This window comes from Mycolicibacterium lutetiense (genome assembly GCF_017876775.1).
Lineage (GTDB): Bacteria > Actinomycetota > Actinomycetes > Mycobacteriales > Mycobacteriaceae > Mycobacterium > Mycobacterium lutetiense.
Genome location: NZ_JAGIOP010000002.1, coordinates 2,244,012 through 2,269,864, shown reverse-complemented (window position 1 = coordinate 2,269,864; position 25,853 = coordinate 2,244,012). Strand labels below are relative to the sequence as shown.

At 63.6% G+C, this 25,853-nt stretch carries 20 protein-coding genes; 13 read left to right on the top strand and 7 right to left on the bottom strand.

Annotated features, from left to right (window positions below; genetic code table 11):
* Positions 1-106 precede the first annotated feature (106 nt).
* From JOF57_RS20200 to JOF57_RS20190, 3 genes are all read left to right on the top strand, one after another.
* Positions 107-853 (top strand): Mut7-C RNAse domain-containing protein, encoded by a 747-nt coding sequence (locus JOF57_RS20200; protein WP_209919338.1) that lies wholly within the window; start codon positions 107-109, stop codon positions 851-853.
* A gap of 118 nt (positions 854-971) precedes the next feature.
* Positions 972-1,412 carry an NAD(+)--rifampin ADP-ribosyltransferase gene (gene arr / locus JOF57_RS20195; RefSeq protein WP_209923524.1) on the top strand — a complete coding sequence of 147 codons (441 nt, stop codon included), beginning with the start codon at positions 972-974 and terminating at the stop codon, positions 1,410-1,412.
* A gap of 204 nt (positions 1,413-1,616) precedes the next feature.
* On the top strand, positions 1,617-3,035 hold the full coding sequence (locus tag JOF57_RS20190; RefSeq protein ID WP_209919336.1) for an SDR family NAD(P)-dependent oxidoreductase: 1,419 nt from the start codon (positions 1,617-1,619) through the stop codon (positions 3,033-3,035).
* A gap of 31 nt (positions 3,036-3,066) precedes the next feature.
* Here JOF57_RS20190 and JOF57_RS20185 read toward each other — a convergent pair whose 3' ends face one another.
* The gene (locus JOF57_RS20185; RefSeq protein ID WP_209919334.1) at positions 3,067-3,591 is read right to left on the bottom strand and encodes a protein-tyrosine phosphatase family protein; all 525 of its coding nucleotides are present in this window, start codon (positions 3,589-3,591) and stop codon (positions 3,067-3,069) included.
* A gap of 22 nt (positions 3,592-3,613) precedes the next feature.
* Entirely contained in the window at positions 3,614-4,192 is a 579-nt protein-coding gene (locus tag JOF57_RS20180) for a TetR/AcrR family transcriptional regulator (RefSeq protein ID WP_209919332.1), read from the bottom strand.
* A gap of 100 nt (positions 4,193-4,292) precedes the next feature.
* Here JOF57_RS20180 and JOF57_RS20175 point away from each other — a divergent pair, with 100 nt between their 5' ends.
* From JOF57_RS20175 to JOF57_RS20165, 3 genes are read left to right on the top strand one after another with little or no spacing between them, the layout of a single operon-like run.
* Complete coding sequence (locus JOF57_RS20175; RefSeq protein ID WP_209919330.1) at positions 4,293-5,570, top strand: NADH:flavin oxidoreductase/NADH oxidase family protein; 1,278 nt, start codon at positions 4,293-4,295, stop codon at positions 5,568-5,570.
* A 13-nt stretch (positions 5,571-5,583) separates the two neighbouring features.
* On the top strand, positions 5,584-6,288 hold the full coding sequence (locus JOF57_RS20170) for a type 1 glutamine amidotransferase domain-containing protein (protein WP_209919328.1): 705 nt from the start codon (positions 5,584-5,586) through the stop codon (positions 6,286-6,288).
* Entirely contained in the window at positions 6,288-7,193 is a 906-nt protein-coding gene (locus tag JOF57_RS20165) for an acetoacetate decarboxylase family protein (protein ID WP_209919327.1), read from the top strand. The genes JOF57_RS20170 and JOF57_RS20165 overlap by 1 nt, the downstream gene beginning before the upstream one ends.
* Before the next feature lie 48 nt (positions 7,194-7,241).
* Here JOF57_RS20165 and JOF57_RS20160 read toward each other — a convergent pair whose 3' ends face one another.
* Positions 7,242-7,874 (bottom strand): DUF4352 domain-containing protein, encoded by a 633-nt coding sequence (locus tag JOF57_RS20160; protein WP_209919325.1) that lies wholly within the window; start codon positions 7,872-7,874, stop codon positions 7,242-7,244.
* Positions 7,875-8,054: 180 nt separating this feature from the next.
* Here JOF57_RS20160 and JOF57_RS20155 point away from each other — a divergent pair, with 180 nt between their 5' ends.
* A complete protein-coding gene (locus tag JOF57_RS20155; RefSeq protein WP_234938191.1) occupies positions 8,055-8,369 on the top strand; it encodes a hypothetical protein in 315 nt (104 codons plus the stop codon).
* Positions 8,370-8,443: 74 nt separating this feature from the next.
* On the opposite strand, the gene JOF57_RS20150 is transcribed toward JOF57_RS20155, so the two are convergent.
* The gene (locus JOF57_RS20150; RefSeq protein ID WP_209919323.1) at positions 8,444-9,733 is read right to left on the bottom strand and encodes a DUF2786 domain-containing protein; all 1,290 of its coding nucleotides are present in this window, start codon (positions 9,731-9,733) and stop codon (positions 8,444-8,446) included.
* A 224-nt stretch (positions 9,734-9,957) separates the two neighbouring features.
* On the opposite strand from JOF57_RS20150, the gene JOF57_RS20145 reads away from it, so the two are divergent.
* The 6 genes from JOF57_RS20145 to JOF57_RS20120 all read left to right on the top strand — a co-directional run bounded on the left by JOF57_RS20145 (position 9,958) and on the right by JOF57_RS20120 (position 18,111).
* Positions 9,958-10,242: a type VII secretion target gene (locus JOF57_RS20145; RefSeq protein WP_209923521.1), complete on the top strand. Its 285-nt coding sequence runs from the start codon at positions 9,958-9,960 to the stop codon at positions 10,240-10,242.
* Between the two features lie 48 nt (positions 10,243-10,290).
* On the top strand, positions 10,291-11,616 hold the full coding sequence (locus JOF57_RS20140; RefSeq protein WP_234938190.1) for a hypothetical protein: 1,326 nt from the start codon (positions 10,291-10,293) through the stop codon (positions 11,614-11,616).
* On the top strand, positions 11,604-12,386 hold the full coding sequence (locus tag JOF57_RS20135; protein ID WP_307870057.1) for a hypothetical protein: 783 nt from the start codon (positions 11,604-11,606) through the stop codon (positions 12,384-12,386). Before JOF57_RS20140 ends, JOF57_RS20135 begins: the two co-directional genes overlap by 13 nt.
* 130 nt (positions 12,387-12,516) lie before the next feature.
* Complete coding sequence (locus tag JOF57_RS20130; RefSeq protein ID WP_209919319.1) at positions 12,517-15,612, top strand: DEAD/DEAH box helicase; 3,096 nt, start codon at positions 12,517-12,519, stop codon at positions 15,610-15,612.
* Between the two features lie 173 nt (positions 15,613-15,785).
* Positions 15,786-16,808, top strand: a complete 1,023-nt coding sequence (locus JOF57_RS20125) for a DUF3800 domain-containing protein (protein WP_209919317.1) — start codon at positions 15,786-15,788, stop codon at positions 16,806-16,808.
* Between the two features lie 164 nt (positions 16,809-16,972).
* A protein-coding gene (locus JOF57_RS20120; protein ID WP_209919315.1) for an IS3 family transposase occupies positions 16,973-18,111 on the top strand; the annotation gives its coding sequence in 2 pieces (ribosomal slippage) (positions 16,973-17,243 and positions 17,243-18,111; 1,140 coding nt in all).
* A 210-nt stretch (positions 18,112-18,321) separates the two neighbouring features.
* Here the strand turns inward: JOF57_RS20120 and brxL are convergent.
* The 3 genes from brxL to JOF57_RS20105 are packed head-to-tail and all read right to left on the bottom strand — an operon-like array spanning position 18,322 to position 25,809.
* On the bottom strand, positions 18,322-20,349 hold the full coding sequence (gene brxL, locus JOF57_RS20115; protein WP_234938189.1) for a protease Lon-related BREX system protein BrxL: 2,028 nt from the start codon (positions 20,347-20,349) through the stop codon (positions 18,322-18,324).
* Positions 20,336-22,804 carry a PglZ domain-containing protein gene (locus JOF57_RS20110; RefSeq protein ID WP_209919311.1) on the bottom strand — a complete coding sequence of 823 codons (2,469 nt, stop codon included), beginning with the start codon at positions 22,802-22,804 and terminating at the stop codon, positions 20,336-20,338. The genes brxL and JOF57_RS20110 overlap by 14 nt, the downstream gene beginning before the upstream one ends.
* Positions 22,801-25,809 carry an Eco57I restriction-modification methylase domain-containing protein gene (locus JOF57_RS20105; RefSeq protein ID WP_209919309.1) on the bottom strand — a complete coding sequence of 1,003 codons (3,009 nt, stop codon included), beginning with the start codon at positions 25,807-25,809 and terminating at the stop codon, positions 22,801-22,803. The genes JOF57_RS20110 and JOF57_RS20105 overlap by 4 nt, the downstream gene beginning before the upstream one ends.
* Positions 25,810-25,853 lie beyond the last annotated feature (44 nt).

The following is a 25,853-nucleotide window of genomic DNA, read 5'->3' as shown; positions in this document are numbered from 1 at the left end:
GCCGGTGACTTCAACACACGGGGTGTCTTGTCACGGCGCGTGTTGACGCTCGGCCCGCCAGGTACGGCGGATTGCAGCCGGCGGCCGTGCGCGCAACCATGGCGATATGACCGGTTTCGTGACGGTCAGGGCATACGCCGAGCTCATCGACTTCTTGGAGGCCGGCTCGCGCGGCCGGACCGTGCGCCGTCCCTGTCAGAGCCATCAGACCGTCAAGGATGTCCTGGAGGCCATGGGCATTCCGCGCACCGAGATCGACCTGATCCTGGTGAACGGGGAACCGGTGGGCTTCGGGCACCGACCGGCGGCCGGGGAGCGCATTGCGGTGTACCCGATGTTCGAGGCGCTCGATATCGAGACGACGACTCGGCTACGGCCCGAGCCACTGCGTGATCCGCGGTTCGTGATCGACGTCAAACTTGGTCCCCTGGCGCGGCTGCTCCGGGTACTCGGGTTCGACGTCTGGTGGTCGAATGACGCCGACGATCAAACGTTGGCCGATATCAGCCTGGAGCAGCAGCGGATCTTGCTGACCCGCGACCGCGACCTGTTGAAGCGTCGGGCGATCACGCATGGCTTGTTCGTCCACTCCGAGCAGCCGGAGGAACAGACGCTGGAGGTCATCCGGCGGCTGGACCTGAGACGGCGGGTGGCGCCGTTCTCCCGGTGCCTACGGTGCAACGGGGTGTTGGCCGCGGTGACGAAGGATGAGGTGTCCGACCGCCTTGAGCCGTTGACCCGCCGCCATTACGACGACTTCGTCCGCTGCGGAGATTGCGGGCAGATCTATTGGCCCGGAACTCATTTCACGAGATTAACCAGTCTCGGCGACGGCCTTCTCGACCAACTCTGAGAGGTACGGCGGAGCGCGACTGACGTCGCGGATCTCTTCCCATTCTCAATATACGGCCGGGGGTGGGGCTTGTGGCAAGGCCCCTGTCGTGCTGCACAATCTGTCGGTCCGTGACCAGATGGGGGAGATTGTGACGAGTACGCCGAAACCGTTCGAAGTGCACGAGTCGGGTGCGCTGCTGCATGGCACCAAGGCTGACCTGGCGGTGGGTGATCGCCTGGTGCCCGGACGCGAATCGAATTACGAAGCGGGCCGGATCATGAACCACGTGTACGTCACCCGCACGTTGGATGCCGCGGTGTGGGGAGCCGAGATGGCCGTCGGTGAGGGGCGGGGCCGCATCTACATCGTCGAACCCGAGGGTGCGCTGGAGGACGATCCGAACGTCACCGACAAGAAGCTTCCCGGCAACCCGACCCGCTCCTACCGAACCCGTGAGCCGGTGCGAATCGTCGGGGAGATCACCGACTGGGTAGGCCATTCACCCGAGCAGCTGCAAGGCATGCGGGACACCTTGGCCGATCTTCGGCGGCGGGGGCTCGACGTCATCTACGACTGATATCTGGGGCTCAACGTTTTGCCGGCGGTTCCGCTCCTATGTCCCGTGCGGGGCGCTGTGACGAACGTGCAGCTTTTCCGGCCAGACCTGCACACATCACGTGGAAAACCTGCACGTTCGCCACAACACCGCACCTACCACCTCTACCTGTAGGCCAGTTCGCTCGATAGCGGGTTTTGGCCCCAACCCCCGTACCCTTCGATGGTGACCGCGATCGATCCCGACCAGCTCAGCACGTGCCTGCGGGTGCTTTCCGAAGTGGAGGCGCTGCCGCCGGAGCATCCCGATGCCGTTGCTGTGCGCCAGGCCACCGCGAAGCTGTTCAAGGCGGTGAAGAAGGCCCGCCGGGACGCCAGACGTGATGCGATCGCGACCGCGGACCGCGCCGTCATCGCGGCCACCGCCACCGGCGCACCCGGACGGATCGACGACGAAACGCAGGGTCTGCCGCTGGTGGCCACCGCGGTCGGGGCCAGTGCGGGCACGCTGCTGCGCTCGCGGGCCTGCTACATCTGCAAGAACCACCACACCGTCGTCGACGCGTTCTACCACCAGCTTTGCCCGGAATGCGCCGCGGTCAACCGGGCCAAGCGCGATGCCCGCACCGACCTGACCGGGCGCAGTGCCCTGCTCACCGGTGGGCGCGCCAAGATCGGCATGTACATCGCGCTGCGGCTGTTGCGCGACGGCGCTTTTACGACCATTACGACGCGGTTTCCCAACGACGCGGTGCGCCGCTTCGCCGCGATGGAGGACAGCGCGGACTGGCTGCACCGGCTGCGGGTGGTCGGCATCGACCTGCGTGACCCGGCCCAGGTGGTCGCTCTGGCCGACGAGGTAGCTGCGCAGGGACCGCTGGACATCCTGATCAACAACGCCGCGCAGACGGTGCGCCGCCCGCCCGGCTCATACGCCGCGCTGGTCGAAGCTGAGCGCACACCGCCGCCGGCGTTGGTGGACGTGATCACCTTCGACCATGTCAGTGACGCCCACCCGCACGCCCTGGCCGGCAGCCTCGGCGAGCATCCATCGGCGCACGCGCTCACCGAGTTGGCCCTGACCGCGCGCAGCGCCTCGCCCGAGCGGATCTCCGCCGGGACTGCCATCGACGCCGGTGGGCTGCTGCCCGATACCGCGTCGGTCAACAGCTGGACCCAGCGCGTGCACGAGGTCGACGCGATGGAGCTCCTCGAGGTGCAACTGTGCAATCAGACCGCGCCGTTCATTCTGGTGAGCCGGCTGCGCCCGGCGCTTGCCGCCTCACCCGCCCGACGCAAGTACGTGGTGAACGTGTCGGCGATGGAAGGCCAGTTCGGCCGCGGCTACAAGGGGCCTGGGCATCCACACACCAACATGGCCAAGGCCGCGCTGAACATGCTGACCCGCACGAGTGCGGGGGAGATGCTCGAGCAAGACGGCATTCTGATGACCGCCGTGGATACCGGCTGGATCACCGACGAACGCCCGCACCCGACCAAGCTCCGGTTGGCCGAGGAAGGCTTCCACGCACCGCTGGATCTGGTGGATGGTGCTGCGCGCGTTTACGACCCGATTGTGCGGGGCGAACTGGGCGAGGATCTCCACGGGTGTTTCTTGAAGGATTACTCGCCGGCTAGTTGGTAGGGGCTTCCGCGCTCGCGGCCGGCGTCGGCATCTACCGGGCGCAGCGCGCTCGCAGAAGGTCGTGCTGCGCAGCGGACTCTGGGCAGGCGTATGCGGCTTTCCTTGTCCCTGCGCGTAGTTCGGCGATGCGTGCGATGACATCGTCGTAGCTCAATCCGGATTCAGCGAGCAGGCACCCGATCACTGTGCCGGTCCGGCCCTTCCCGCCCCAGCAGTGCACGTATACATTTCGGCCGGCGTCCAACTCGGAGTGGATGCGCGTCAGTATTGCGTCGTAGCCCGCATCATCGATGACGCCGAAGTCAGGAATCGGATGCGCGAAGTGCCGCGCTGTGCGCCCGGATTTCTCGGCCGCTGCGCGGAGCAGCGCTCGGTAGGACGTCAGACGGTCACCTTCGGTGGTGAGGTCGATGACGGTGTCGATTCCGGCGTCGAGCAGGACGCGGATCTTGGCTTCTGCGTTCTCGGGTGTGGTGGCACCCGGGTATTCACCGGCCAGCAGCCGGTTCGGCTGGACCCACCACGCGTGAAGGACATCGTCGTGTGGCCACTCCATGCTGCAGAGGTTAGCGACCCCGTCAGGTGAGTTGCCCGAGCGCCGCCGACACCGCTGCGCGCACTGTCGTGGAGATGGTCTCGGGGGACGCGGCATCGAATTTGCCGTCGAGGTGCAAGAACGCCAGGCCGTGAACGAGCGCCCACACGGCATTCGCCATCGCATCCGGATCTGACGTGGGAATCGCCTGCTGCACAATCGCTCTGAGGTACTCGCTGATGGCCTCCACTGCAGCGACCCGTTCGGGGCTGGTGGGATCGCAGGGTTCGGCGAACATGGCCCGGAACAGACCGGGGCGTTTCAGCGCGAAGTTCACGTAGGCGATGGCGATGTCGGCGAGATCGTCCGGAGTTTTCGGCGTGGGGCTCGCTGCTGCCAATTGGGCGGCCAGATCGCGATAGCCCACCGCGGCGACCGCGGACAACAAAGCGTCGCGGTCGGCGAAATGACGGTAGGGCGCGGCGGTGGATACGCCCGCACGCCGGGCCGCCGCGCGCAGGGACAGCTCGGTCGCGCCGCCTTCCTCGAGCAGTTCCAGCGCGGCCTGCACGAGCGCGCTCGGCAGGTCGCCGTGATGATACGACCTTGTTGACGTGGCCATACGGGACGTTCCTCACAAGTGTTGACACCGCTTACATCTTGGTCGTATGTTAGCACCAAGCAGAAGTAAGCACTGTCAACATTGTTTATAGGGAGTTTGCATGTCGAGCACGTCGGAGGCTTTGTTCGCGCCCCTGCAGCTGAAGTCCGGTCAGGTGTTGCGCAATCGGATCGCCAAGGCGGCCATGGAAGAGGGCATGGCCGGACGGGTGCAGCTGCCGGATGAGCGCCTGATCGCGCTGTACCGGCAGTGGGGCGCCGGCGGAACCGGACTGCTCATCACCGGCAACGTCATGGTGCATGCCGAGGCCATGACCGGGCCGGGTGGCGTCGTGCTGGATGCGGACTCACCGCTGGAACCGTTCGCGGCGTGGGCGCGGGAAGGACGGCGCGACGGTGCAGCGATGTGGATGCAGATCAGCCATCCCGGCCGGCAGGTCCAGGCCAACATGCCGGGCGTGGTGTGGGGGCCGTCGGACGTCGCGGTCGACCTGGGCCGGCACTCCAAGAGATTCGGCCAGCCCGTCGCGATGACGGCCGAGCAGATCGGCGACACCATCACCCGCTTCGCCACCACGGCGCGGCGTGCCGAGCAGGCCGGGTTCGACGGCGTCGAGGTTCATGCCGCGCACGGCTATCTGCTGTCGCAGTTCCTGTCGCCGCTCGTCAACACCCGCACCGACGAGTGGGGCGGCTCGCTGGAGAACCGCGCCCGTTTGCTCCTGGAGATCGTTCGCGCGATCCGTGCCGAGGTGTCGCCGGGCTTTTCCGTTGCGGTGAAACTGAATTCAGCGGACTTCCAGCGCGGCGGCTTCGACGCTGACGACGCTCGCAAGGTGATCGACATGCTCGCGCCGCTCGGCGTTGACCTGGTCGAGCTGTCCGGCGGCAGCTACGAAAGCCCGGCCATGACCGGCCGCCCGGCCGATGAGCGCACTGAGGCCCGCGAGGCGTACTTCCTGGAATTGGCGGCCGAGCTCGCCGTGAGCAGCCCTATTCCGCTCATGTTGACCGGTGGGATCACCCGGCGCACGACTGCCGAGCGGGTGCTGGCCAGTGGCGTCGCCGTGGTCGGCATGGCCACCGCGCTCGCCGAAACCCCCGACCTGCCCGCGCGCTGGCGCCGGGGCGCGGAGGCGAACGGACGCCTGAAGCCCGTGACCTGGTCGGACAAGTCGCTGGCCTCCACGGCCAGCATGGCGATGGTCCGCTACCAGATGCGCCGGCTCGGGGCGGGGAAGACGCCCGCACTCAACATAGGCCCGGCGTTCGCGCTGGTCGCCGATCAATTGGTGTCGAGGCGTGCCCTTCGTGGGTACTCACGGTGGTTGAGGTCCCGGCCGCGGACAGACCGCGTCGTTGGCACGCAACACGTTTAAGAGGAGACGGACCATGACGAAAGTTCTGATGGTGATCTCGGCGGCCGACCGCTGGACACTCAACGACGGGACGGTGCATCCGTCGGGGTACTGGGCCGAAGAGGTGGCGCGGCCGCACCAGATTTTCACCGAGGCCGGGTGGGAGATCACGGTGGCGACGCCGGGCGGTAATGCTCCGACGCTGGACCAGCTCAGCCTCGGCATCTCCGGCGGCATGCCGTGGAAGCGCCGGGAGGTCAAGAGCTATCTCGACAGCATCGCGAACGTGCTGGCCCATCCTGTGGCACTCGACACCGTGAACGCCGACGACTACGACGTGGTGTTCTACCCCGGCGGGCACGGCCCGATGGAGGACCTCGCCTACGACCCGGTTTCTGGTGCGCTGCTCGCGCACCGTCTGGAATCCGGCAAGCCACTCGCGCTGCTGTGCCATGCACCGGCGGCGATCCTGGCCGCTGGTGGGCCGGACGGGGTGTCGCCGTTCGCCGGCCGGCGGATGACCGGGCTGTCGAATCGGGAGGAGCACCTGAACAGCTTCGGGTGGAAGGCGCCTTGGCTCTTGGAGGGCAGGCTGAAAGAGCTCGGCATCGACTACTCCAAGGCGCTGCTTCCGCTGCGCCCCCACGTCGTGGTCGACGGCAACCTCTACACCGGGCAGAACCCGCAGTCCTCGGAGAAGTTGGCTGAGCGACTCGTGGCGGATGTGGGGAGGGTCTGATGTCGGTTCAGGACGTCGTCGAGGTCGACCTCGGCGGGCACCTCGTCGCCGTGCCCAAAGGCGGTCTGTACGACCGGTTTCGGATGCAGACCGATCTCGACGAGATCGAGCGCGATCCCCGGGTTTCCAGCGTCGACTTCTTTCGCAAGCTACCCAAGGCCGAGGTGAACTCGGTGATCGGCCCGACGCTGACCCCGAACTTCTACTACCGCATCTCGACGGCACGGCTGGTCATGCTGGCTCGCTCCCGCGAGATCCGTACCCGGTTGCCCAAAGCGCTTGCACCCCTGGAGGTTGCACCGGGGATCGGTCTGGTGTCGGTGATGTTCTTCCGCTACGACGTCTGCGACATCGACTTCTACACCGAGGCCGCCGTCGGCGTCGCCGTCCGGCCGGCGCGGCACGGCAAATTGGGTTTCGCCGACCTTGCGAGCAGCCTGGCCAACGATCACCTGCATTCGTATGTGCTGTCGCTGCCGGTGAGCACCGAGATCGCCCAGGTGCGCGGGCATGACGGGTATGGCTTCCCCAAGTGGGTGACGGAACTCGACGTCACTATCGACGCGGACCGGGTAGTCGCGCGCGTTGGGAACGACGCCGGTGGGGTGGATATCGGGTTGTCGGCTGTCACGCCGGCTCAGGCGAAGTATGGGACGGGGGAGCGGGTTTCGACGCTCACGTCCTACACGTCACTTGGCGGTGCGTGGCATTCCACGTTGAGTCAGACCAACGTGCTCTCGGCCGGAGCCGCGCGGTTCCCGCGGGGTGTGGATCTGCAGATCGGGCAGGGACGGATGGCGGACGATCTGCGAGCGCTCAAACCGATCAAGACCATTCAGTTCGATGTCGTCACGGAAGGCCAACTCGCCCTGCATATGCCGGTGCCGATCTCGGTTCGGGGCTGATCCGCGCTGCCGGGGCCGGCCAAGCGGGGCCGGCCCCGGTGTGACGAGCTACGGCGTCTGCTCCACCGTGCCGCCTCCGGAAAACATCGAATCGTGCAATTCGATGCGTGCCGGCACCGCGGCGGCCGGCATGTCGTAGACCAGGGACACGTCGACGGCGTTGCCGGGGTTGATGTCGTCCCAGATCGGGATATCTGAATCGCCCAGGGCGATCTGAGCCGACGAATCGGTTTCGAAACTGCGGCCCTGGGCGTCGATCAACTTCTGGTTGGACGGACTGAACCCTTGTGCCCGGTCACCGATGTTCTGCACGCTGAGCGTCGCGATCACGAACTGACCCTGAGCCTGCTCGCGCAGGTAGGGATTGTCGCCGACCTCGGCCAGGCCAGGCTGCACCGTTTTGACGACGAACTCGAACTTGCCGTCGCGGACCGCGGTGTTGAGCCTGGCTGTTGGGGTGCCCTCGTCGGTTGGGGCCTGCGTCGCGAGTGCGGCACTGGGCTTCGTGTCCTGCTTCTTGTCGTCCTTGTCGGAGAAGGCGGACATGACGGCCAGGAACACGACGCCGCCGATGACGATCGCCGGCCACTTGCGCTTCGTCGCCCGAGGTGGCGTGTACTGAGGGAACCCCTGCCCGGCAGGCTGATTCGGGTCGGTGGGCTGCTGATAGGGAGTGCTCATGACGGTGTTCTTTCTGTCTCACGCCCGGGCACCGATGCCAGGCGAACAGGAGAACGTACAACAGGCTGCCGACAAGTTCGGGGCTTCAGCGTTCGCCCCGGTTGGCCCATACGGCGACGTACTGGGTTGTCGGTGGCGGATGCAACGATGCGCGGTTCACTTCGAAACCAGGAGGTTGTGATGAATAGTGTGTTGATCGCCGCGGCGACGGTTGGCGTGGCTATTGCACTGAGCCCGGCGGCATCCGCGGAGCCGACATGGTCGATGCCGAATTTGATCGGAATGGACCTGCAGGGTGCGCAGGATGCGATCCAATCGTTGACCGATGGTGAGGTGTGGTTCAGCAGCTCAACCGATCTCACCGGCAAGGGACGGGCGCAGATCAGCGACCGCAATTGGCAGGTGTGTAGCTCGACTCCGCCGGCCGGGGCGAAGTTCACCGTAAGCACCAAGGTCGATTTTGGGGTGGTGCGGGTTTCGGAGGAGTGCCCGTGACGGTTTCCGTCCGGCTGGCCCGTCCATGCGGCGGGCCAGCCAGGCTCCTCGCGTTTCGGCGTACAAATCCGCGATCATCCCGCGATCGGGCGACGCACCTCCAGCTGCGCAAGGTCTGCTGCAATCCGTCCGGCCGTCCATCCAGCACCGCTGGAGGCCAACATTTCACGGGGAGCAGTCGCTGGGAAGAGGCGGTTGGTGAGGTCATCGGTGGCCTGGCTGCGTGCTGCCAGTACCGGAAGCAGAGTGCTGCGATCCACTTCGGTGGCAACTGTCGCGGAGGTGGCGGCGAGGCGTTCACCGATGCGGTTGGCGTAGGAGAGCAGAAACGATTGGCGGAACGATCGTGTCCGGGTCTGTCCGCCGCTGGTTTCTCGGCCCGCGCGCAGCATCGCCCGGGTGGCCTGGACCAATAGCGAAGTAGCGAGCAGTTCAACGAATTCCAGGTCGCACTCGGTCCCGATGACGGCGACGAACCCGATCTTTTCCGCGCACACCATGCGGCACCGGTTGGCCGTTGCCACGGACTGCACCAGTGCCGCCTTGGCGCTGACGTAGGGGTTGTCGATCCAGATCCGCCGAGCGATGGCCTCCGCTACGCGGCCACGCTCGTGGTCTCGAATCGCGTGGTGCAACGAGTATCTGCTCATCAGTTCTTGCGCCTTGGCTGAAAGCGCTTCCGCTTCTTCGGGAAACTTGGTGGCCTCTGCCTTGGCGAGTAGTCCGCGCACGCGGCTGAGCGCTTTCGCATCGGCCGTGTTCACCGGGATCGTCGAGTGCTGGTGCTCACTGGGCAACGGCAGAAAGGGTTCCAGGATCGTAAGGGTTGCCAGAAGCCGCAGTACCTTCAGTACGACCGTCAACGCTCCGTGATGGTCGACGGCATTCGTGTTCGCCCAGTCCCACATCTGCGGAGCGCCGTGATCGATGTCCACGTGTAACGCGGCGAGCTCGGCGCGCCATCGCGGGTGTAGTGCGGTGACGGGATAGTGCCGCGACTCGCGAACGATGGCCTCGTCCAGGTAGCCGGTTGCCGCTGCGTCGAGACGGCGACGAGCGAACTCGTGCAGGTCGTTGGGCGACCAACCCACCTGCCACGCTCTGCTGATGGCACCGGCCAAAGTGCCGTCGGCGGCAAGGTCGAGATCGTGTGTCCGGCCCGGGAACTCGTCGAGCAGCTCAGCGGCGTGGAATTCCGCGTCGTGGTCGGGACACATCGCGTAGTTGTACAGCGCCGCGGTGAGGCGGTCGAGCAGGGCGACCCGGTCGTACCCGGGATCGGTGTGCCAGCGTTTCTGGTGGGTCGTTGTGCGCCGGCGGTCCCTCTGCTTGGCGGCGCGCTTTTGGCGGTTGCGGCGGCTCATGTCCGGATTCTGGTGGAAGGGTCTGACATTGAGTGGCGTCTGCGGTGTCACCGCACCGCGCGCCAGCCTTGGACCCGGGAACGTACGAATCGCTGCTCGTCAACGGCAGCTGAAAAGCTGATCAGCCGTCGGCCAAGGGGCTCGCCCGGTGGAAACTGGTGCATAGCGCGGTGGCCGTCATCGGTGACAATGGATATCGGCACATGTATTCGGGGAGGTCGATGATGCTGGTGGATCCGGAGGTCCTGAGGACCTTGGCTAGTCAGGCAGATGCCGCAAGTTCGACGATTTCTTCTGCGGACGTCGGTAGCAAGGCAACGTCGGCGGCAGATGGCCTTCCAGGTTCAACCACGCAGTGGGCCGCGCGAACCGTCGGTGAGCACTTCTCGAATGCGGCCATCAAGCTCGCCGACAACGTCACCAAAATGGGGCAGGCGGTCCGTGGCGCGGGCGATGCTTTCGAGGTGACGGATGACGCGCTCGGCAGCGACTTCGACGGATTGTTCTAACCGATGTTGCCATCTCGTCCCACCTTGATTGGTTGGAATCCAGACTCCTTGACCACGTCCGCAGCTGCGATCAAGTCGGCTGCGGGATCCGTCTCGGGTGCGGTGCAGGGAATTAATCAATCGTGCCAGGAAATGCCCGCGATGAAGTCATGGTCGGGCCGTTCCCATGAAGCGGCCGCTGCGATGTTCACCCGTGCAGAGCGCGATGCGCTCAAATTTTCTGGCTACGCCGACGCTGTGGCGGCTGCGCTCAGCGGTGGTGCGGAGTCGATTGGGAGTGCGCGCAGGACGTTGCTTGCGAAGGCTGACGAGGTCGACGCCGGCCCGCTGAATGTGACTGATCAGTGGGTGGTACTGGTGGACCCGTCGCTGATGTCAGAGGAGGAGATGACCAAGCTGCAAGCGTTGGCGCTGGAGGAGCAGGGGGCCATCAACCGCATGCTGATCGCAGTTGGCGACGCTGACGATGCGACGGCAAACGCGGTGGTGGCTGCTGGCCATGAGTTCGGGTACATCGAGCCGGGGCCGGCAACTGATCTCGGCGGTTTGTTGCTTCCGGCGGCGCAGCGGCCTCCTGATCAGGTACCTGACCCGACGACACCTGTTGGGGTGGTGGGCCAGGAGGCGATCCGGTCTGCCGATGAGCAGATGCATGTCCGCGAAATCATCGAATCAACCAACAAAAACGGCGAGGAGACGAAGACGGTCATCAAACAGGACGGCAGCAAGGCGGTGACCACGCGAATGGATCCTTTCGATTGGCCGAGTAAACAGAACTTCTACCAGATCGAGGAGTTCGACAAGAACGGTGAGCGGGTGGCGACGACGAGTTCCTGGCGCGATGCGGGAACCGGCACCGACTACACGTCGATCACCTATGCAAATCAATCGAACCTCTTGATGTCTAGGGACTCGTCCGGGTACCGGAGTGCGACCTTCACACCGCCGGCGGGGCAACCAAGTACAGTGCCCGTGGATTTGATCGATAAGTTCTCGACGAGTACCACGGCGGGGATGTCAGGCCTGGAAAAACACATCGCACACGGCGGCTCGTTGCCGATGGTCACTGCCGAATCCTTAGAGAACGTCGGTAAGACCATGAAGTACGGTGGTCCCGCGCTAACAGCGGCAACGACGGTGTTCGACTACGTTATGGCGGATTCTGACAAAGACAAGTGCATCGCGCTGGTTGCGGGTGCAGCCGGTGGCGGTGGTGGCTGGGCGTTGGCGGAAGGCGGTGCAGCATTGGGGCTCGCGACAGGTCCATTCGCGCCAGCTGCCGTCCCGACGTTCGCAATTGCGGGTGGCCTTCTCGGAGGTTTCGGTGGCTCAGAGATGGGCAAGTTCGTCGGGGACGCCCTGTGCCCGAACTGAATCTCCCCGAACCAAAAAACTGGGCAGAAGCTGGCAAGCGCGTGTTCTGGGTGGCCCTAGCCGTATTCGCGGGCGTGGCCTATTTCATTATCCGCGGGATCCTTGCCGGACTGCGCGGCAATTACTTGACGACGGTTTTGACTTTCGGATTCGTCACGTTTCCCATCCTGATGATGGCTGCGCTGCTGCTGGCGGCAGCCGGCAAGACGCAGACGCGGACGTCCAGCGACGCAACAGGGTTTACCGTGTGGCCGGATAAGCGATTCAGCATGCTGTATCTGACGGGATTCGCGGTGGCGGGCCCATCGGCACTGCTTCTCGCTTTCTTTGTGCCGCGAGGCGCGATCGATATTCCCATGTCGCGGGGGATGCAGATCTTCTCGCCTGCGCTGTTCGTGGCTTTTGCCGTGTGGGCCGCCATCGGCTTGATCGCCTGGGTACGGCGTGGAGGGGTCGGGTACCTCAAAGTCACACCGGCAACGGTTGAGATCGCCGACGTGATCAAAACCAGGGCGGTGGAATGGGATGACATTGTCGACATCAAGGATCATTCGGAGACCAAGGACGGCAAGAAGGCCGGCAGGTCGGTGGTGCTGTGCCTACGCGATGGCAGCGAGAAGGTAATCGGCGCCCTCAATTTATACGTGCCGCGCGGTGTGGCCCTGTACTGGTTGGTGCGGCACTACTGGCGGCATCCCGAGGATCGGACGGAGTTGGTGGACTCGCGGGCTCCAAAGCGGTTCCGCGACGGGCGGTTCGATCTCAGATAGCGCTACGACCTGCGGTCGACCGCAGAGTAGTGGCCTTCCCCGCGGGTTTCTTGGGAGTGTGGGGATCGGCCGGCTCGGAAGAAACAGCAACATCCCCGACAGTGTCACCACACCGCGCTACCCTCCCCGCGTGGACGTCGGCCTGTACGAATCCCTGCTCACCGAGCGGCTCAACACTGCCCTGAGGCAGCGACCCGACCTGCAGCCCGAGCTCAGCACGGTCGATGAAGCTGAGCAGGCAGGAACGATCGCCCGTCATCTCACTCCGCTCATCGAGCGCCAATTACGTGCTGCACGTAGCGCCGAGGAACGCGCCGAGCTGCTCCGCAGCATCCTGGCGGTGCTCGGCGACGCGGACGCGCTCACCGAGAGCCTGCACCAGGACGACCCGGCCAAGATCCGGCGCCTCGACGCGGTCAGCGCGAAAACCCTCGGAACCCTGGCACTTCCACGCCCGGCCACACCGCTGTCCGATGCGGCGCTGATGACCAACGCCCGCAATGAGCCGACGCTGGCGGCGGAACTACGGACCGAACTTGCCAGCGCCGACCATGTCGACCTGTTGTGCGCGTTCGTCAAGTGGCACGGCCTGCGGCTGCTGGAGCGGGAACTGACAGAGCTGCGTGAGCGCGGGGTGCCACTGCGGGTCATCACCACGACATACTTGGGCGCCACTGACGCGCGAGCGCTCGATGCTCTGGTCGACGAGTTCGGCGCCGAGGTCCGCGTCAACTACGAGACCGACCGCACCCGGCTGCACGCCAAGGCATGGCTGCTGCGCCGCAACACCGGCTTTCACACCGCCTACGTCGGCTCGTCCAACCTGTCGCACGCCGCGCTCGTCGACGGACTGGAATGGAATGTGCGGCTGTCGGCGATCTCCACCCCGCACCTGCTGGAAAAGTTCCGTGCGACCTTTGACTCCTATTGGGAGAACCGCGAATTCGAACCCTATCGGCCGTCCGAGGACAGTGAGAAGCTGCGCGGCGCATTGGAGATCGCTTCTGGGAAGAAGCAACGTGACCCGCTGGCGGTGACGCTGTCCGGGTTGGAGGTAACCGCCAAGCCCTATCAAGCCGAGCTGCTCGAACAACTCGACGCCGAACGGGTGCTGCATGACCGGCACCGCAATTTGATTGTCGCGGCCACCGGGACCGGTAAGACGGTGATCGCTGCGTTGGACTATCGCCGGCTGGTGCGCGAGGTGCACGGTCGTGACCTGACGCTGCTGTTCGTCGCGCACCGCAAGGAGATTCTGGCCCAGGCTCGCCGGATGTATCAGGAGGTGCTCACTGACGCGACATTCGGCGAACTATTGGTCGACGGGGAGCAACCGGCCCGGTGGCGCCACGTCTTCGCCAGCATCCAATCGCTTTCTGCGGACCGGCTTTCCACCATCGAGCCGGGGCATTTTGACATCGTGGTGATCGATGAGTTCCACCACGCGCAAGCGGCGTCCTATCGCCGACTGCTTGACCACATCGAGCCGCTAGAACTGCTCGGGCTCACCGCCACCCCGGAACGCGGCGATGGGATTGATGTGCGGGCGTTCTTTGGCGGACGGGTCGCCGCGGAGCTGCGGTTGTGGGATGCCCTCGAGCAGAACCTGCTGTGCCCGTTCCACTACTTCGGCGTCCACGACGGCACCGACCTGGAGACGCTGCAGTGGAAACGCGGCGGTTATGACCTGGCCCAGCTGAGCGAGGTGTACACCGGCAACGATGCGCGCACCCGCATCGTGCTCGACCAGCTGCGCGACAAGGTTGCCGATGTCGGTGCCATGCGGGCGTTGGGATTCTGCGTGAGCGTGGATCACGCCCGCTACATGGCCGAACGGTTTGTGGCGGCGGGGATCCCGGCGCGAGCCGTGGTTGGCCTCGACGACAGTGCTGAGCGGCGCGCCGCGCTCGCCGCGTTACGCAACGGCGAGATCAACGTGTTGTTCACGGTCGACCTCTTCAACGAGGGCCTCGACATTCCGCTGGTCGATACGGTGCTGTTCCTGCGGCCCACCGAGAGTACGACGGTGTTTCTACAGCAGTTGGGTCGCGGGCTGCGGCTGGCCCCGGGCAAGTCGGTGCTGACTGCACTGGACTTTGTCGGACACCAGCGCCGGGAGTTCCGGTTCGACCAGCGGTTCCGCGCGTTGACCGGGCTGGGGCGCAAACAGCTGGAAAAGCAGATCGAGCAGGGGTTTCCGTTCCTGCCATCGGGTAGCCAGATCGTGCTCGACGGGGTCGCGCAGAAGCTGGTGCTGGAGAACGTGCGTCAGCAGGTGTCGCCGAAGAAGGCGGCGCTGGTGTCTGAGATTCGGGCGCATCCCAACGATCGGCTGGCGTCCTACCTGGAGGAGTCGGGCCGTGGCATCGAGGACATTCTGCGGGGTACCCAGCCGGTTCGGTCGTGGACGACGCTTTGTCGCGACGCGGGGAAGCTGGGGGAGGAACCCGGTCCGCGGGAGACGGAATTGGTCAAGCGGGTGAAGGCACTGGCGCATGTGGATGACCGACGACGCGCAGAAGCGTATCGAGCACTGCTGGCCGGCGGCAGTGTCATTGAGCAGCGGTTGGCGGAAATGCTGTTCTACTCACTCTTTCCAGACGGTGGCGGATTTGATAGTGCCGCAGCGGGACTCGATGTGCTGTGTGGGGAGGCGGTGGCTGACGAGATGCGTCAGGTCGTCGACATCGCCTTCGATGCGGCGCACCGCAGCACGTACGCGCTAGGCGATGTGGCGCCGGAGTTGGCTGAGGTGCCACTAGCGCTGCATGCCACCTACTCGCGTGAGGAGGTTCTCGCCGGGCTCGGCTGGGTGTCGGACAAGCGGACGCCGGCCACCATGCGCGAAGGGGTGGCGCGGTGCGAGTCGATCAATGCCGATGCATTCCTCATCACCTTGAAGAAGTCGGACAACGATTACTCACCCACGACCATGTACCGGGACTTCGCGCTGAGCCCGGATTTGTTCCACTGGGAGTCGCAGTCGACCACGTCGTCGGCGTCGCCGACCGGGCAGCGCTACATCCACCACCGCCGCGACGGCTCGCACATTCTGCTGTTCGTGCGGGAGGCCAAGACCAATGCGCTCGGTGCCGCGCCGTACATCTTCTTGGGCCCGGCGGACTACGTCTCGCACGAAGGGGACCGGCCGATGGCGATCACGTGGCATTTGCGTCAGGCAATGCCTACTGAGGTGTACTTGGGGGCGCGGGCTGCGGTGGCGTGAGGCCTGTATACAGGGCGATTCACGGAAAGTGGCGTGGCAGCCTCAGCTCATGTGGTGTCCCCGACATAATCAGGAGGTGTCGGTCCCGTGAGGCGCGGCGAAGGGAACCCGGGCAGGTGCGGCCGAACGATAGCGTCGAACATAAATGTCAAGCTGATGACTAGGATCGCACGGTGAACAGCGGTGAGTCAGTCGAAATCGCCTGCGACGAGTCAGGCTCAGATGGCGAGAATCTGGTGGCTGGCACCTCCCGCGTTTTTGCCCACGGAAGCACCGACCTTTCCCTGGACGAGGCGAGCCGGCTGATTGCTTCATTGCAGAGCGACATCCGCTTTGGTGGATCCGAATTGAAGTCGCAGCGCCTCTTGAAGGGGAAACACATTGGGAGGACGCTGCGACTATTCGAACCTGGCGGAGCATTGCACGGGCGAGTGAAGGTCTCGATCACCGATAAGGCATACATGGCTGTTTGCAAAGTCGTCGACCTCGTGATTGAAGAAGACGCCTATCGCAAAGGAGTTCAGCTGCATGAATCCGGTGCCGCCCGCCAGATGGCTCGCGATCTCTTCGCTGAGGGGCCAAGGGCTTATGGAATGGAGACATGGAACAACCTCCTAGGCGAGTTCGTCTCTTTCGTGCGGAGCACCCAACGTAAGGGGGCCAAAACCACGCTGGAACAGCTGCTCAAAACCATCGACGACCTACGGCTGGTTTCTCGTCGTAAGAGAGTCGAGACGGCAATGCAGTGGCTATGGGAAGGCCGCACGGAGCTGGAGGCCTATGCCATCACCGAAGGGTCGAGGCACGATGAAGGACTGAGGATGTTGGATCCACTGATCCCCGCATTGATGCAGACAGCCAGAGTGTGGCACGAAGCCACCGGGGCGGCGATCGTGCTTGTGCATGACCGGCAGTCGGTGCTGACCGATGAGGCATGTTCCCTGTTGATCCGTGCTGGAAACAGCCCGCATCCGGACTTCCCGATCAGAGTGCCAATCGAAGCGATAGTGCTGGCTGACTCGCGCGATGACCCGCGAATTCAGATCGCCGATATCGTCGCCGGCGTCGGAACCATGGCTGGTAGAGCCGTCCTCGATGGGGAGCTGGAGGACCGTGTGCGCCAGGCGATTCAGCCATCGCTGATTGACTCGTCGCTATGGGGAGACTCAGAAAGTTGGCGACAACTATTTAACTAATCACTCAAGTGTCACCACGCGCGGCGTGCGCACGAGAATCTCGAAAAGGCGATCTTTGGGGTGACAAAAATCTGTCCGACAGTCTGAGGTGAGCCCTTCGTAGTGGTCCAGTTGTTGTGCGACTCTGTTGCCCGAGTGTTTGGGCAGGAAGAATCGACGACGACATGGCAGCGAACAAGCGCCGGCGGCATACGCCGGATCAGATCATCCGCAAGCTGGCCGAGGGCAACAAGCTGCTCGGGACGGGGCAGGAACTGTCCGAGGTGTGCCGGCATCTGGAGGTCACCGAGTCGACCTGGCATCGCTGGGTGGCCCAGTACGGCGGGATGAAGGCCAACGACGCCAAACGCCTCAAAGAGCTTGAGGCCGAGAACGCCCGGCTCAAGAAGCTGGTCGCCAACCAGGCCCTCGACATCGACATGCTCAAGGAGATCTCGTCGGGAAACTTCTGACCCCGAACCGCAAGCGCAGCGCCGTGGCGATGCTGCGCGAACGGTTCGGGGCCTCCGAGCGACGCGCGTGTGCGGTGGTGGGCATTCACCGCTCCACGATGCGCTTGCAACCGGCACCGGTCAGCGATGAGGAAGCCGAGCTGCGGGCCTGGCTGCGGAAATTCTCTATCGACCGGCCCCGCTGGGGCTGGCGACGAGCAGCGATCGCAGCCCGCAAAGCTGGTTGGGACATCAACAACAAACGCGTCCGCCGGCTGTGGCGCGAGGAAGGCCTGCGAGTCCCGCAGCGCCGCAAGAAGAAACGGCTCACTGGTATCGGGACCGCGGTCGGTGCGATGTGCCCGATTAGGCCGAACGTGATCTGGGCGATGGACTTTCAGTTCGACACCACCGCCGACGGGCGAACGTTGAAGATGCTCAACGTGATCGATGAGTTCACCCGTGAGGCCCTCGCTATCGAAGTCGATCGGTCCATCGACGCCGACGGCGTGGTTGATGTCCTCGAGCGTCTGGCCCTGATGCATGGCCCACCGCACTACGTGCGCTTTGACAACGGCCCGGAATTCGTGGCGCACGCGGTCAACGATTGGTGCCGGTTCAACGGCACCGGCTCACTGTTCATCGATCCCGGCTCACCCTGGCAGAACGCCTGGATCGAATCGTTTAATGGCCGCCTGCGCGATGAGCTGCTCAACTCCTGGCGGTTCGACTCGCTCCGAGAGGCCCGAGTGATCATCGAGGATTGGAGGATCGACTACAACGCCAACCGGCCCCACTCCGCCCACGGCGAACTCAGCCCAGCCGAGTTCGCCTTACAGTGGACCACGACCCACCAACCCCAAGCCGCATAGCGACTGGACCACCAAATGGGTCCCTCTCAAGTCGAACTCGGCGCATCGGCTCGTTGGTCGGATTCAGCCGGGAACACACCAAGCGATTCACACCGTCGAATATTCAACGAGCGGCATCTCCGCTCGCCGGTACCGTTAAGAAGTAGCCGCCATGCGATGAGTATCTGCCTCGTTCGGGCGGTTCGCCTGCGTTCGCGAACTCTGGCTCTCTCAGCCCCAGTGCGTTCGCACGTAATCGAGCGCCTCGGCAACATTCAGTCCGCGGGTCGCGTTGTTGAGACGAACGAACAGTTCCGCTTCGCCTTTGACCCCCTTGACAAAAACAGGTGCAGACGAAGCCTTGACGTCGACCCGACAAACCGTCGCTGCGCCAAAGCTCTCGAAGAACACCCCGGCATTGGCAACTGCAGCGGGGCCCATCTTGTTATCGAGCAGGTTACTTAACCAAAGCGCATAACCATCAAGATTTGCCTTCCGCCCCAGCGTTGGCAGATCCGCCTCGATTCCGGTGATCTCACCATCATCCTTGACGCCGACCAGAAGGGTTCCGCCTGCTGAGTTGAGGAAGCCTGCGACTGCCTTCACAACCATCTGCTCAAGCACAGGATCCCTTTGCCCGGTATGACTATTCAACCGACCCGTCTGTTTGAACTCGATGTGACGACCCTCTCCTTGCTCGATCAGCACTGAGACTGATTCGCGCTGAACGGATTCGACATCTGCGACTGCCTTGGCTTGCGGCACTGCATCCAGTGCGTCTTCGGTTTTGTCTGGCTGTTCAGGAACGTCAACCCAATACTCATGTCCTGTGTCACGTTCGATGTAGCTGAAGGCCGTCTTGGCGTAGTCGTGCGCCGCTAGCTTCTTGAGTTGCTCCTTGACGCGGCGCCGGCCCTCCAACGCAAACTCCAAGTACTCGCGCAGCTCAGCACGCGTCCACTCGCCATGCGGGTGAAGGATTTTGAGCAGGCCTGAAACGGTCTTCCGCACACTTTTCTCGTCTCGCGCTGACAAGCTGGCACCGAGAGCAAATTCTTCGTCGATTGCACGTACGAAGCTGTCCTTGCGTAGCTGTCGTAGCGCCTCTGCGAAATAGTCGGAGACGAATCCGAAGTGGTTGGTAAATAAGCGTGACTCAAGCTTCGGGGTCTCCCAGCCAGGAAGGTAGAAGTGAATCCGGTCGAGGAAAGCAGGGTCGATCATGGCCGGAGGAAGATCCGCGAACAGGTGAGCGGTGCGCACCAGGTCGGTATGGGGCTTGCTCGTATTGCCGATCAGGACGACCGAGGCCTCTGCAGGAACCTCTTCCTTGCCGCGGGCAAACGACCCAGACTCCATGTAGTCCTTCAACATGTTCACGACGGAAGTGTCGGACATTTGCAGGCCTGCGACCTCGTCGAACGTGACAACGTCCCACGTGCCCAGCAGGCCCACGCGCCCGCTAGACATGTTGATGAAAAGCTGCGCGACAGTGACCTTTCCGCCGGATATTAGAATGGCGTTTGGATTGGATTCTCGGTACACAAAGCTCTTGCCCGTGCCCCATGGCCCCAACTCAATCAAGTTGTAATTGCGCTCAGCCATTGGAATGAGCCGCGTCAACGCAAGCAGCTTGCCTCGGTTGCTGTACTCATTTGGTTCCAGGCCAATCGTGCGCATCACGAGGTCAAGCCAACTATCTCGGCTGAACTGTCGGCGTCCATCGAGGTATGCGTCGCGGTCGAATGCGGCGACTTGAATAGGCTTAAGTGACTTGATGTAGAAGGGTCGCTTCTTGTCTTCGTCGTCCTCGGCGTCGTAGATGAGGTCGAGTTGGGACCAGGCGCCGCCCTGGAGGAGTCGGTCGTAGCGGTAGACGAGGTCTTCGCCGATGTGTACGTACTTGTCATTGAAGTTCTGAAGGTGAGCCCAAAACTTGTCTTCGCTAGCGACCAGGCGAACGTCCACCTTGTCGATGAGGCGTACCTGGCCGCGTTGTTTCACGCGTGCTTTGGTCAGTTCGGCCTCATCGGGACGGATGAAGTTCTCCCGAAGCGTCTGGTTCACGACCTCAAGTCCCGCTGCGATGGCGGCGGGATCATCCGTGGCGGCATATTTGCCGATCAGAAACTCCAGCACGTAGACAGGCACGTTCGAGCCAACTTTGACTTGGCGTACGAGGTCCTTCCGAACGACTCGCCCTGCAAACGTCTCGTTTGCGAGCTTGTCGAGAGAATCCAAGGCGCTAGTCAAGTTCATCCTCCACGATTACGGGCGCAGCTACCGAGACCGTCTGTTTCGCAACCGTTCGGCCGGTGGCGGCGTCGAGTGCCTGCAGGTCGATCTTCTCGCCTTGTGCGAGATTGGCGGTCACCTGGAACGTCACCACGCTAGTGCGTGCTCCGGACAGCGTGACGGTCCCGCTTTGGGCGTCGACGCCGTCGCCTGAAACTGGACGGGCGACCGGCTGACCGTGCCGGCTGGCGACTGGCCTTAACGTGAGGTCGTCGGCAAACAGAGATGGGTCAAACTCCAAGGTGATTGCAAAGACGCCCGTAACGATGCGATCACCTGCCAGGCCCAAACGTACGGTTTCACCATTGGCCTGCGGAGGATCGTCCAGGTCGATGACAATCACTGGGACAATGAGCTCTTGCGGTGACAGGCCGCCGTGAAAGAATTGTGTTGCGCCGCCGGCCCTGAACACCGCAAGGCCTCGGGGAACGGTGATCTCGGACTCGCTGGTCACTCCGCAGGCAGATAGTGGCAGCTTGGCAGTAGCTGTCTGGGGAACACCGCCGTGCCCCACAAAACACCTCCGTTTGAGAACACCCACGGCGCCACTCGGAGGGTCGACGATGCGGTGTGCGCCGATGCCTTGACTGAGAGCGATGAAGCCATGATCCGCGCCCAGCACGAAACGACGGATACCTGCGCTGGCAAGCCGTGTGATGACTGTGGCAAGCAGCTGGTTGACCGCGGAAAACGTCGTCCACGCCGCGGCCAGCATTCCGCTCTCGCCGGCCGCGTCGACTTCTTGTGACCGGACGACCACGAGCGAAGCGTCCTGTATCGAGCGGTGTAGCGCTTGCTCTGACTTGTTTGTTGCATCGTTGAGATCAAGATCGACGACGGCGCCATGCCTCAGCCGTAAGTGTGAGATTCGATCAGCGACGGTCTTCACCGCCTGATTCCCTACCAACACCACGATCGAGTCGTTGTCTACTTTCACCTGCAAACTCTCGGCGGCGCCAGGTAGCAGTGATGCCATCCCAACTGGCGTGATCGTCGGCGCTGCGGCAACCGCAGGCAGGAGTTGGATCTTTCCGGGCAGATTCTTTAGCGCACCGACGAGGTCCTGCGCGAGCTCGTAGCGCAGCGCGTCAACCCAGATGTATGCGACGCGCTCATGTCCCGCGACTAGGCGGTCGTGAATCTCGCCTTGGCGCATCATGTCGCCCGGATCAACACCCTCGCTGAGAGTGGCGTCAACGAAAACGTTTAGGAGTTCGTTGAGCCACACATCGTATCGGTCGCGGGCGTGGTTGAGCAGACCGTCGAGATCTCCCAATGCACCGACGGTTGTTCGCACCAGCTCCAAAGCCCGATGTGCGCGATCGACCGTGTAGCCGCGTTCGGCGTACCACGCCAGTTGGGAGGAGACTGAACCCGGGTTGACGGGATTCGTGTCAATCGAATCCTCGAGCGTTGCCATCGCTTCGAGCACCCGCCAGCGCGGCGCCCACTGTCTCGCCTCGTCGACGAATGGGCTTATGCTAAGACGTGTTTCGGCGATCGTGCGGGCTGTGTCCCGGTCTCCCACTCGAAATTGCTCAATTGCCCTGTCGAGGGCTAGTTGCTCGATGCTCTCCGTGCCTGGCAGCATAGCGAGCCGATCGTCCCAAGCAAGAGTCTGCGCGATATTCAGTGTCAGGTCGGTCTTTGCCGTTAGCGACCTGTAACTCTCCCGGCCTCCGGGCGTCGACAAGACCTGACGCAGCACCAGACGCGACCGATCACGTTGCTTTGCGGACGCCTGCGGAGTCGCAGTCGCTAGGTCGCCGTCGGGCGGGCCGCCGAGCGCACCTGCGATATCGTTGAGCAGCAGACCCGCGAAGATGGCCTCCTGTCTCTTGGACGCCGGCGGAATCTGAACTCCCACCATCTGATCAACGAAGTCCCGTGCGATCTCGTCCGCGGCGGCTATTGTAATCGCGTCGTCGCGGCTACCGAGGAGCAGTGACACAAGCATCGTCGTGGAATCAGTAGTGCCCAGTGCCGAGATCAGTCGTGCGTCTGCCGATTCGTCGGCGCTCAAGGCTTGTTCCGCGCCCGTAAGTGTGAAGGTGGTCCGGGCCAAATCGTTGATCCGCGTTTGCGTCAGTTCACCGGTGAGTGACTGGCTAATAAGCGTGGCAAGCCGCAGCGTGAAACGGCTCCCCATCGACCGGACTTCCGCTAAAGGGTCCTCGGAGGGTGCCTTCGCCGCGACGTACACAACCAGTCGTGGCGGTTGATCGCCGCCGATCGCGTCATCAATGCGACGACGTAGCTCATACCAACTGCCAGTGAACTTTTCGAATCTGGTGTCAGCGGGGCACATGGTCTCGGCGACATCGCTGTACTCCTGAGCGTCGTCATTCCAGATCACAAGGCCGTGCGCATCAACCTTTCGAGCGAGCTGCTCCGTCAGGCCGGAGCGCAGGTTCGTCATAAGTGGTCTCTCCAGTTGTGGGTGCTGGCCCAGGGAGTTTTGTCGGTTTTGGTGTAGTTGAGGGTTCTGGCGAGTTCAGGCCAGTCGGGGATGAGGGTGGTCAATGGTGCTGCGGTGAGGGGGAATCCGTCGTTCAGATCGGGTGTCCAGCCGCTGTTGGCGATGCGTTCGGCTTCGCGGCGGAAGGTGGCGAGTTCTTCGGCGAGTTCTTGTTCGGCGGTCAGTGCCGTCATGACTTGATGGGTGGAGCGACCGGCTCCGCCGGCGTCGCGTTCGGCTTGTAGGCGGAGCAGTTCGCTTTCGGCGCGGGCGATTCGTGCGGCTGCGGCGCCGGCGATGGCGAAGAGGGTGTCGCGGCGCAGGGTGGGGGCGTAGAGCCAGAGTCCCCATTTTCTGCTGGGGACGGTTAGTGGCCAGTACAGGGGTGCGGTGCGTTTGCTCTTGGAGTAGCGGGTGCGGTGGTGGCGGAAGAACCGCCGCCGGACCAGTGCGCGGAGATCTGCGGCATCGAGGATGGTGGTGAGTTCGTCGAGGATGGCGTCGGGGTCGGCGAACAGTTCCACGACGGCATGGGTGATGGCATTGACGATGTCGTGGGGGTGTCCGGGTTCGTCGAATAGCAGCCCGTCGGAAGGCAGGTGAAGCGGATAGCCGGCCGGTGCGGTCGTGGCAGGGAATCCGTCTGAGCCAACGAGCATGCCTGGCGGGCAGAGCGGTACGGGGTCGAGCGGATCGGGCCGAGGCGGCGCCAAGGCGGGGTTGGCGCCGATACGAATGTCCCAGCGGCCAAATGCGGTACCAATCAGATAGGACAACAGGTCGTGAGCGCTGGATGCGGGCTCGCCGTCGGGCAACGCGCCGACCGCTAAGCCGTCAACCAAAGATCGCGGATGAACCCCCTCCAGCGTCGCAGCCAACTCCAACCGACGATCCACGACCTGATGCTGCAGTCCGATCCAGCGTGTAATTCCAAGTTTTTCGGTGGCCAGTTCGACGATCTCACGCACCGGCCTGCTCAGCAGCGAAGAATCCACCGAAGCGTCGGCGGGCAGATCGGTCACCAACGGCCCGTCGGCCTCATACAACGCTGATGCCGATTGTCCTTCCGGGTCCAGCGCTGCGGATAAGGCGCGGTCGATCTCATCATGGGCATCAATCACCATCAGCGCGGTGGAGAGCCGCCGGCGATACGCTGCCGCTGCACGCTCACGAATAGTCAGTCCCTCGGCACTCGCTACTAGGGGCGCTACGAACCGCCGCGCCGACTCATCAAACTCGTCCAACGTCGCGACCAGTCGGGCTGCCCTGACAGAAGATTCGGCCAGGTCCTGCGCTAGAGCGGCATTAGCGGTCAACGGATCAGGAAGGTCGCGGACGGTACCGACTTGATAACTTCGTGAAAGATCACTTTGATTCTCGTCGGCACCCGCCAACATCGTGTCTACCAACAGTCGCGCAAACCGCGAATTAAGCCATGACACGGCCGCATACGGCTGCTCGCTGAAGAGGCTCGGCCCCATGTCTCCGAAGATGCATCCTTCTGGCAGTAAGCGGAGGGACAGTGCGCTGTTGGTACGACGAAGCCAGGTTAGGCCCTTTCGGAAGTAGAAGGGTTCGTTGCGGATGTAGGCCTTGTCGAAGTCCTTTAGTCGTTGGCCGTTGTCTTGGTAGTCGACGACGAGGTGGATGTCGGACCAGTAGGGGGCGTAAGCACCGCCCTTGGCGAAAGGGACCCAGCGGCGGGTGGTGGTCTCCGCTTGGGTGCGGGCGATGGTCCTAGGGTCGACTTCCCAAAACGCGCGGACGAACCGGTTGTCGTCAGCGGTCGTGAGGCCTTGCTTTGCGTCGGCGTGCTGACCCATTGGGGGGAGTTCGGTGAAGAGGCGCAGGATCGCGTTGCTGGCGGAGTAGGCGATGGGGGAGCCGGGCAGGGTGGCGAAGGTGGCTTGGGGGATGCGGTAGATCCGGCGGTCTGGTGTGTGGGAATGGGTGTTGGCGATCGCTTGGGTGAGGCCGCTGGCTTTGTCGGCGTCGCGCAGCATGCGGATGAATGTGGCGGTGTCGCCGGGCTCGGGTGTTTGGTTGCGGACGACGTACGCGGCGGCTTCCACTTTGGCTTGCGACATCACGCGGTAGCCGAGGTCGGCGAGGGTGATGAGTTGGTGGCCGAGGAGTACTTGTTCGCGCCACGGTTGGAAGGTACTGGTGGCCAGGCCGGCTCGGCTGGTGATGGCGCCGAGGTATCCGCCAGGTTTGCACAGTTCCAGACCGCGTCCGACGAAGATGGCGAGCAGGTCCAGTCGGGTGGGTGCCCAGGGGTAGGCGGCGCGCAGATAGTCGCGGGTTTCGGTGATCGGATCCCCGAACGGCGGATTCATCAAGACCACGTCATAGCGTTGACTCAACGCCTCGACGAACCGTAGTGCATCGTCACCGCCGGCGGCGAAAAGACGTTCTGCTGCAGTCGATGTCGTCGCATCCGCTAAGTGCGTCAGCGCATCGTGCAGGATCGCTTCATCTTCGGCGAACGCCCCGTGCTCGGCGGTCAGGGTGGGTTGCGCGGCGTTGGCTGCGGCGCTCGGGAGACCGGCGCGGCCAAGGCGGTCCTGCAACGCCAGTTCGGCTTTGAGTGCCGACCCCAACAGCGGGGCGTCTTTGAGTGCTTCGGCGACGTCGGTCAGCACCTCGAGATGGTAGGTCGACAGACCGAGGTGCTCCAGGATGGCGGGGTCGAGATCGGGCAGGCCGCGGGCGGTGACGATGTGCGGGCTTGGCAGCGGTTGATGCTTCGCGCTGAGTCGTGCGCGCAAGGTCACCGCCGTGGCGGCGACCTGAGCGGGCCGTAGATCGATGTCGATGCCCCACAAACTATTCACGATGGAGGGGGCAGCGTCAGCCGGAGTGACGCCGGCGAGCTCCCACGCCAGCTCCAGCAGATCGTAGGCGCCGAGCAGGAAGTGGCCACTGCCCACCGCGGTTATGCGCTCTACTTGGGCGTGTCTCACCACCGAACCGTCTGCACACCGTTACCGTCGGCACTGACGCGCCA

What these genes read in the sequence shown, in the direction of transcription:
- arr (WP_209923524.1), top strand. Translation starts at nt 972, where the DNA reads ATGGGGGAGATTGTGACGAGTACGCCGAAACCGTTCGAAGTGCACGAG.
- JOF57_RS20200 (WP_209919338.1), top strand. Translation starts at nt 107, where the DNA reads ATGACCGGTTTCGTGACGGTCAGGGCATACGCCGAGCTCATCGACTTC.
- JOF57_RS20175 (WP_209919330.1), top strand. Translation starts at nt 4,293, where the DNA reads ATGTCGAGCACGTCGGAGGCTTTGTTCGCGCCCCTGCAGCTGAAGTCC.
- JOF57_RS20110 (WP_209919311.1), bottom strand. Translation starts at nt 22,804, where the DNA reads ATGACGAACCTGCGCTCCGGCCTGACGGAGCAGCTCGCTCGAAAGGTT.
- JOF57_RS20155 (WP_234938191.1), top strand. Translation starts at nt 8,055, where the DNA reads ATGAATAGTGTGTTGATCGCCGCGGCGACGGTTGGCGTGGCTATTGCA.
- JOF57_RS20145 (WP_209923521.1), top strand. Translation starts at nt 9,958, where the DNA reads ATGCTGGTGGATCCGGAGGTCCTGAGGACCTTGGCTAGTCAGGCAGAT.
- JOF57_RS20160 (WP_209919325.1), bottom strand. Translation starts at nt 7,874, where the DNA reads ATGAGCACTCCCTATCAGCAGCCCACCGACCCGAATCAGCCTGCCGGG.
- JOF57_RS20170 (WP_209919328.1), top strand. Translation starts at nt 5,584, where the DNA reads ATGACGAAAGTTCTGATGGTGATCTCGGCGGCCGACCGCTGGACACTC.
- JOF57_RS20180 (WP_209919332.1), bottom strand. Translation starts at nt 4,192, where the DNA reads ATGGCCACGTCAACAAGGTCGTATCATCACGGCGACCTGCCGAGCGCG.
- JOF57_RS20185 (WP_209919334.1), bottom strand. Translation starts at nt 3,591, where the DNA reads ATGGAGTGGCCACACGACGATGTCCTTCACGCGTGGTGGGTCCAGCCG.
- JOF57_RS20150 (WP_209919323.1), bottom strand. Translation starts at nt 9,733, where the DNA reads ATGAGCCGCCGCAACCGCCAAAAGCGCGCCGCCAAGCAGAGGGACCGC.
- JOF57_RS20165 (WP_209919327.1), top strand. Translation starts at nt 6,288, where the DNA reads ATGTCGGTTCAGGACGTCGTCGAGGTCGACCTCGGCGGGCACCTCGTC.
- brxL (WP_234938189.1), bottom strand. Translation starts at nt 20,349, where the DNA reads ATGAACTTGACTAGCGCCTTGGATTCTCTCGACAAGCTCGCAAACGAG.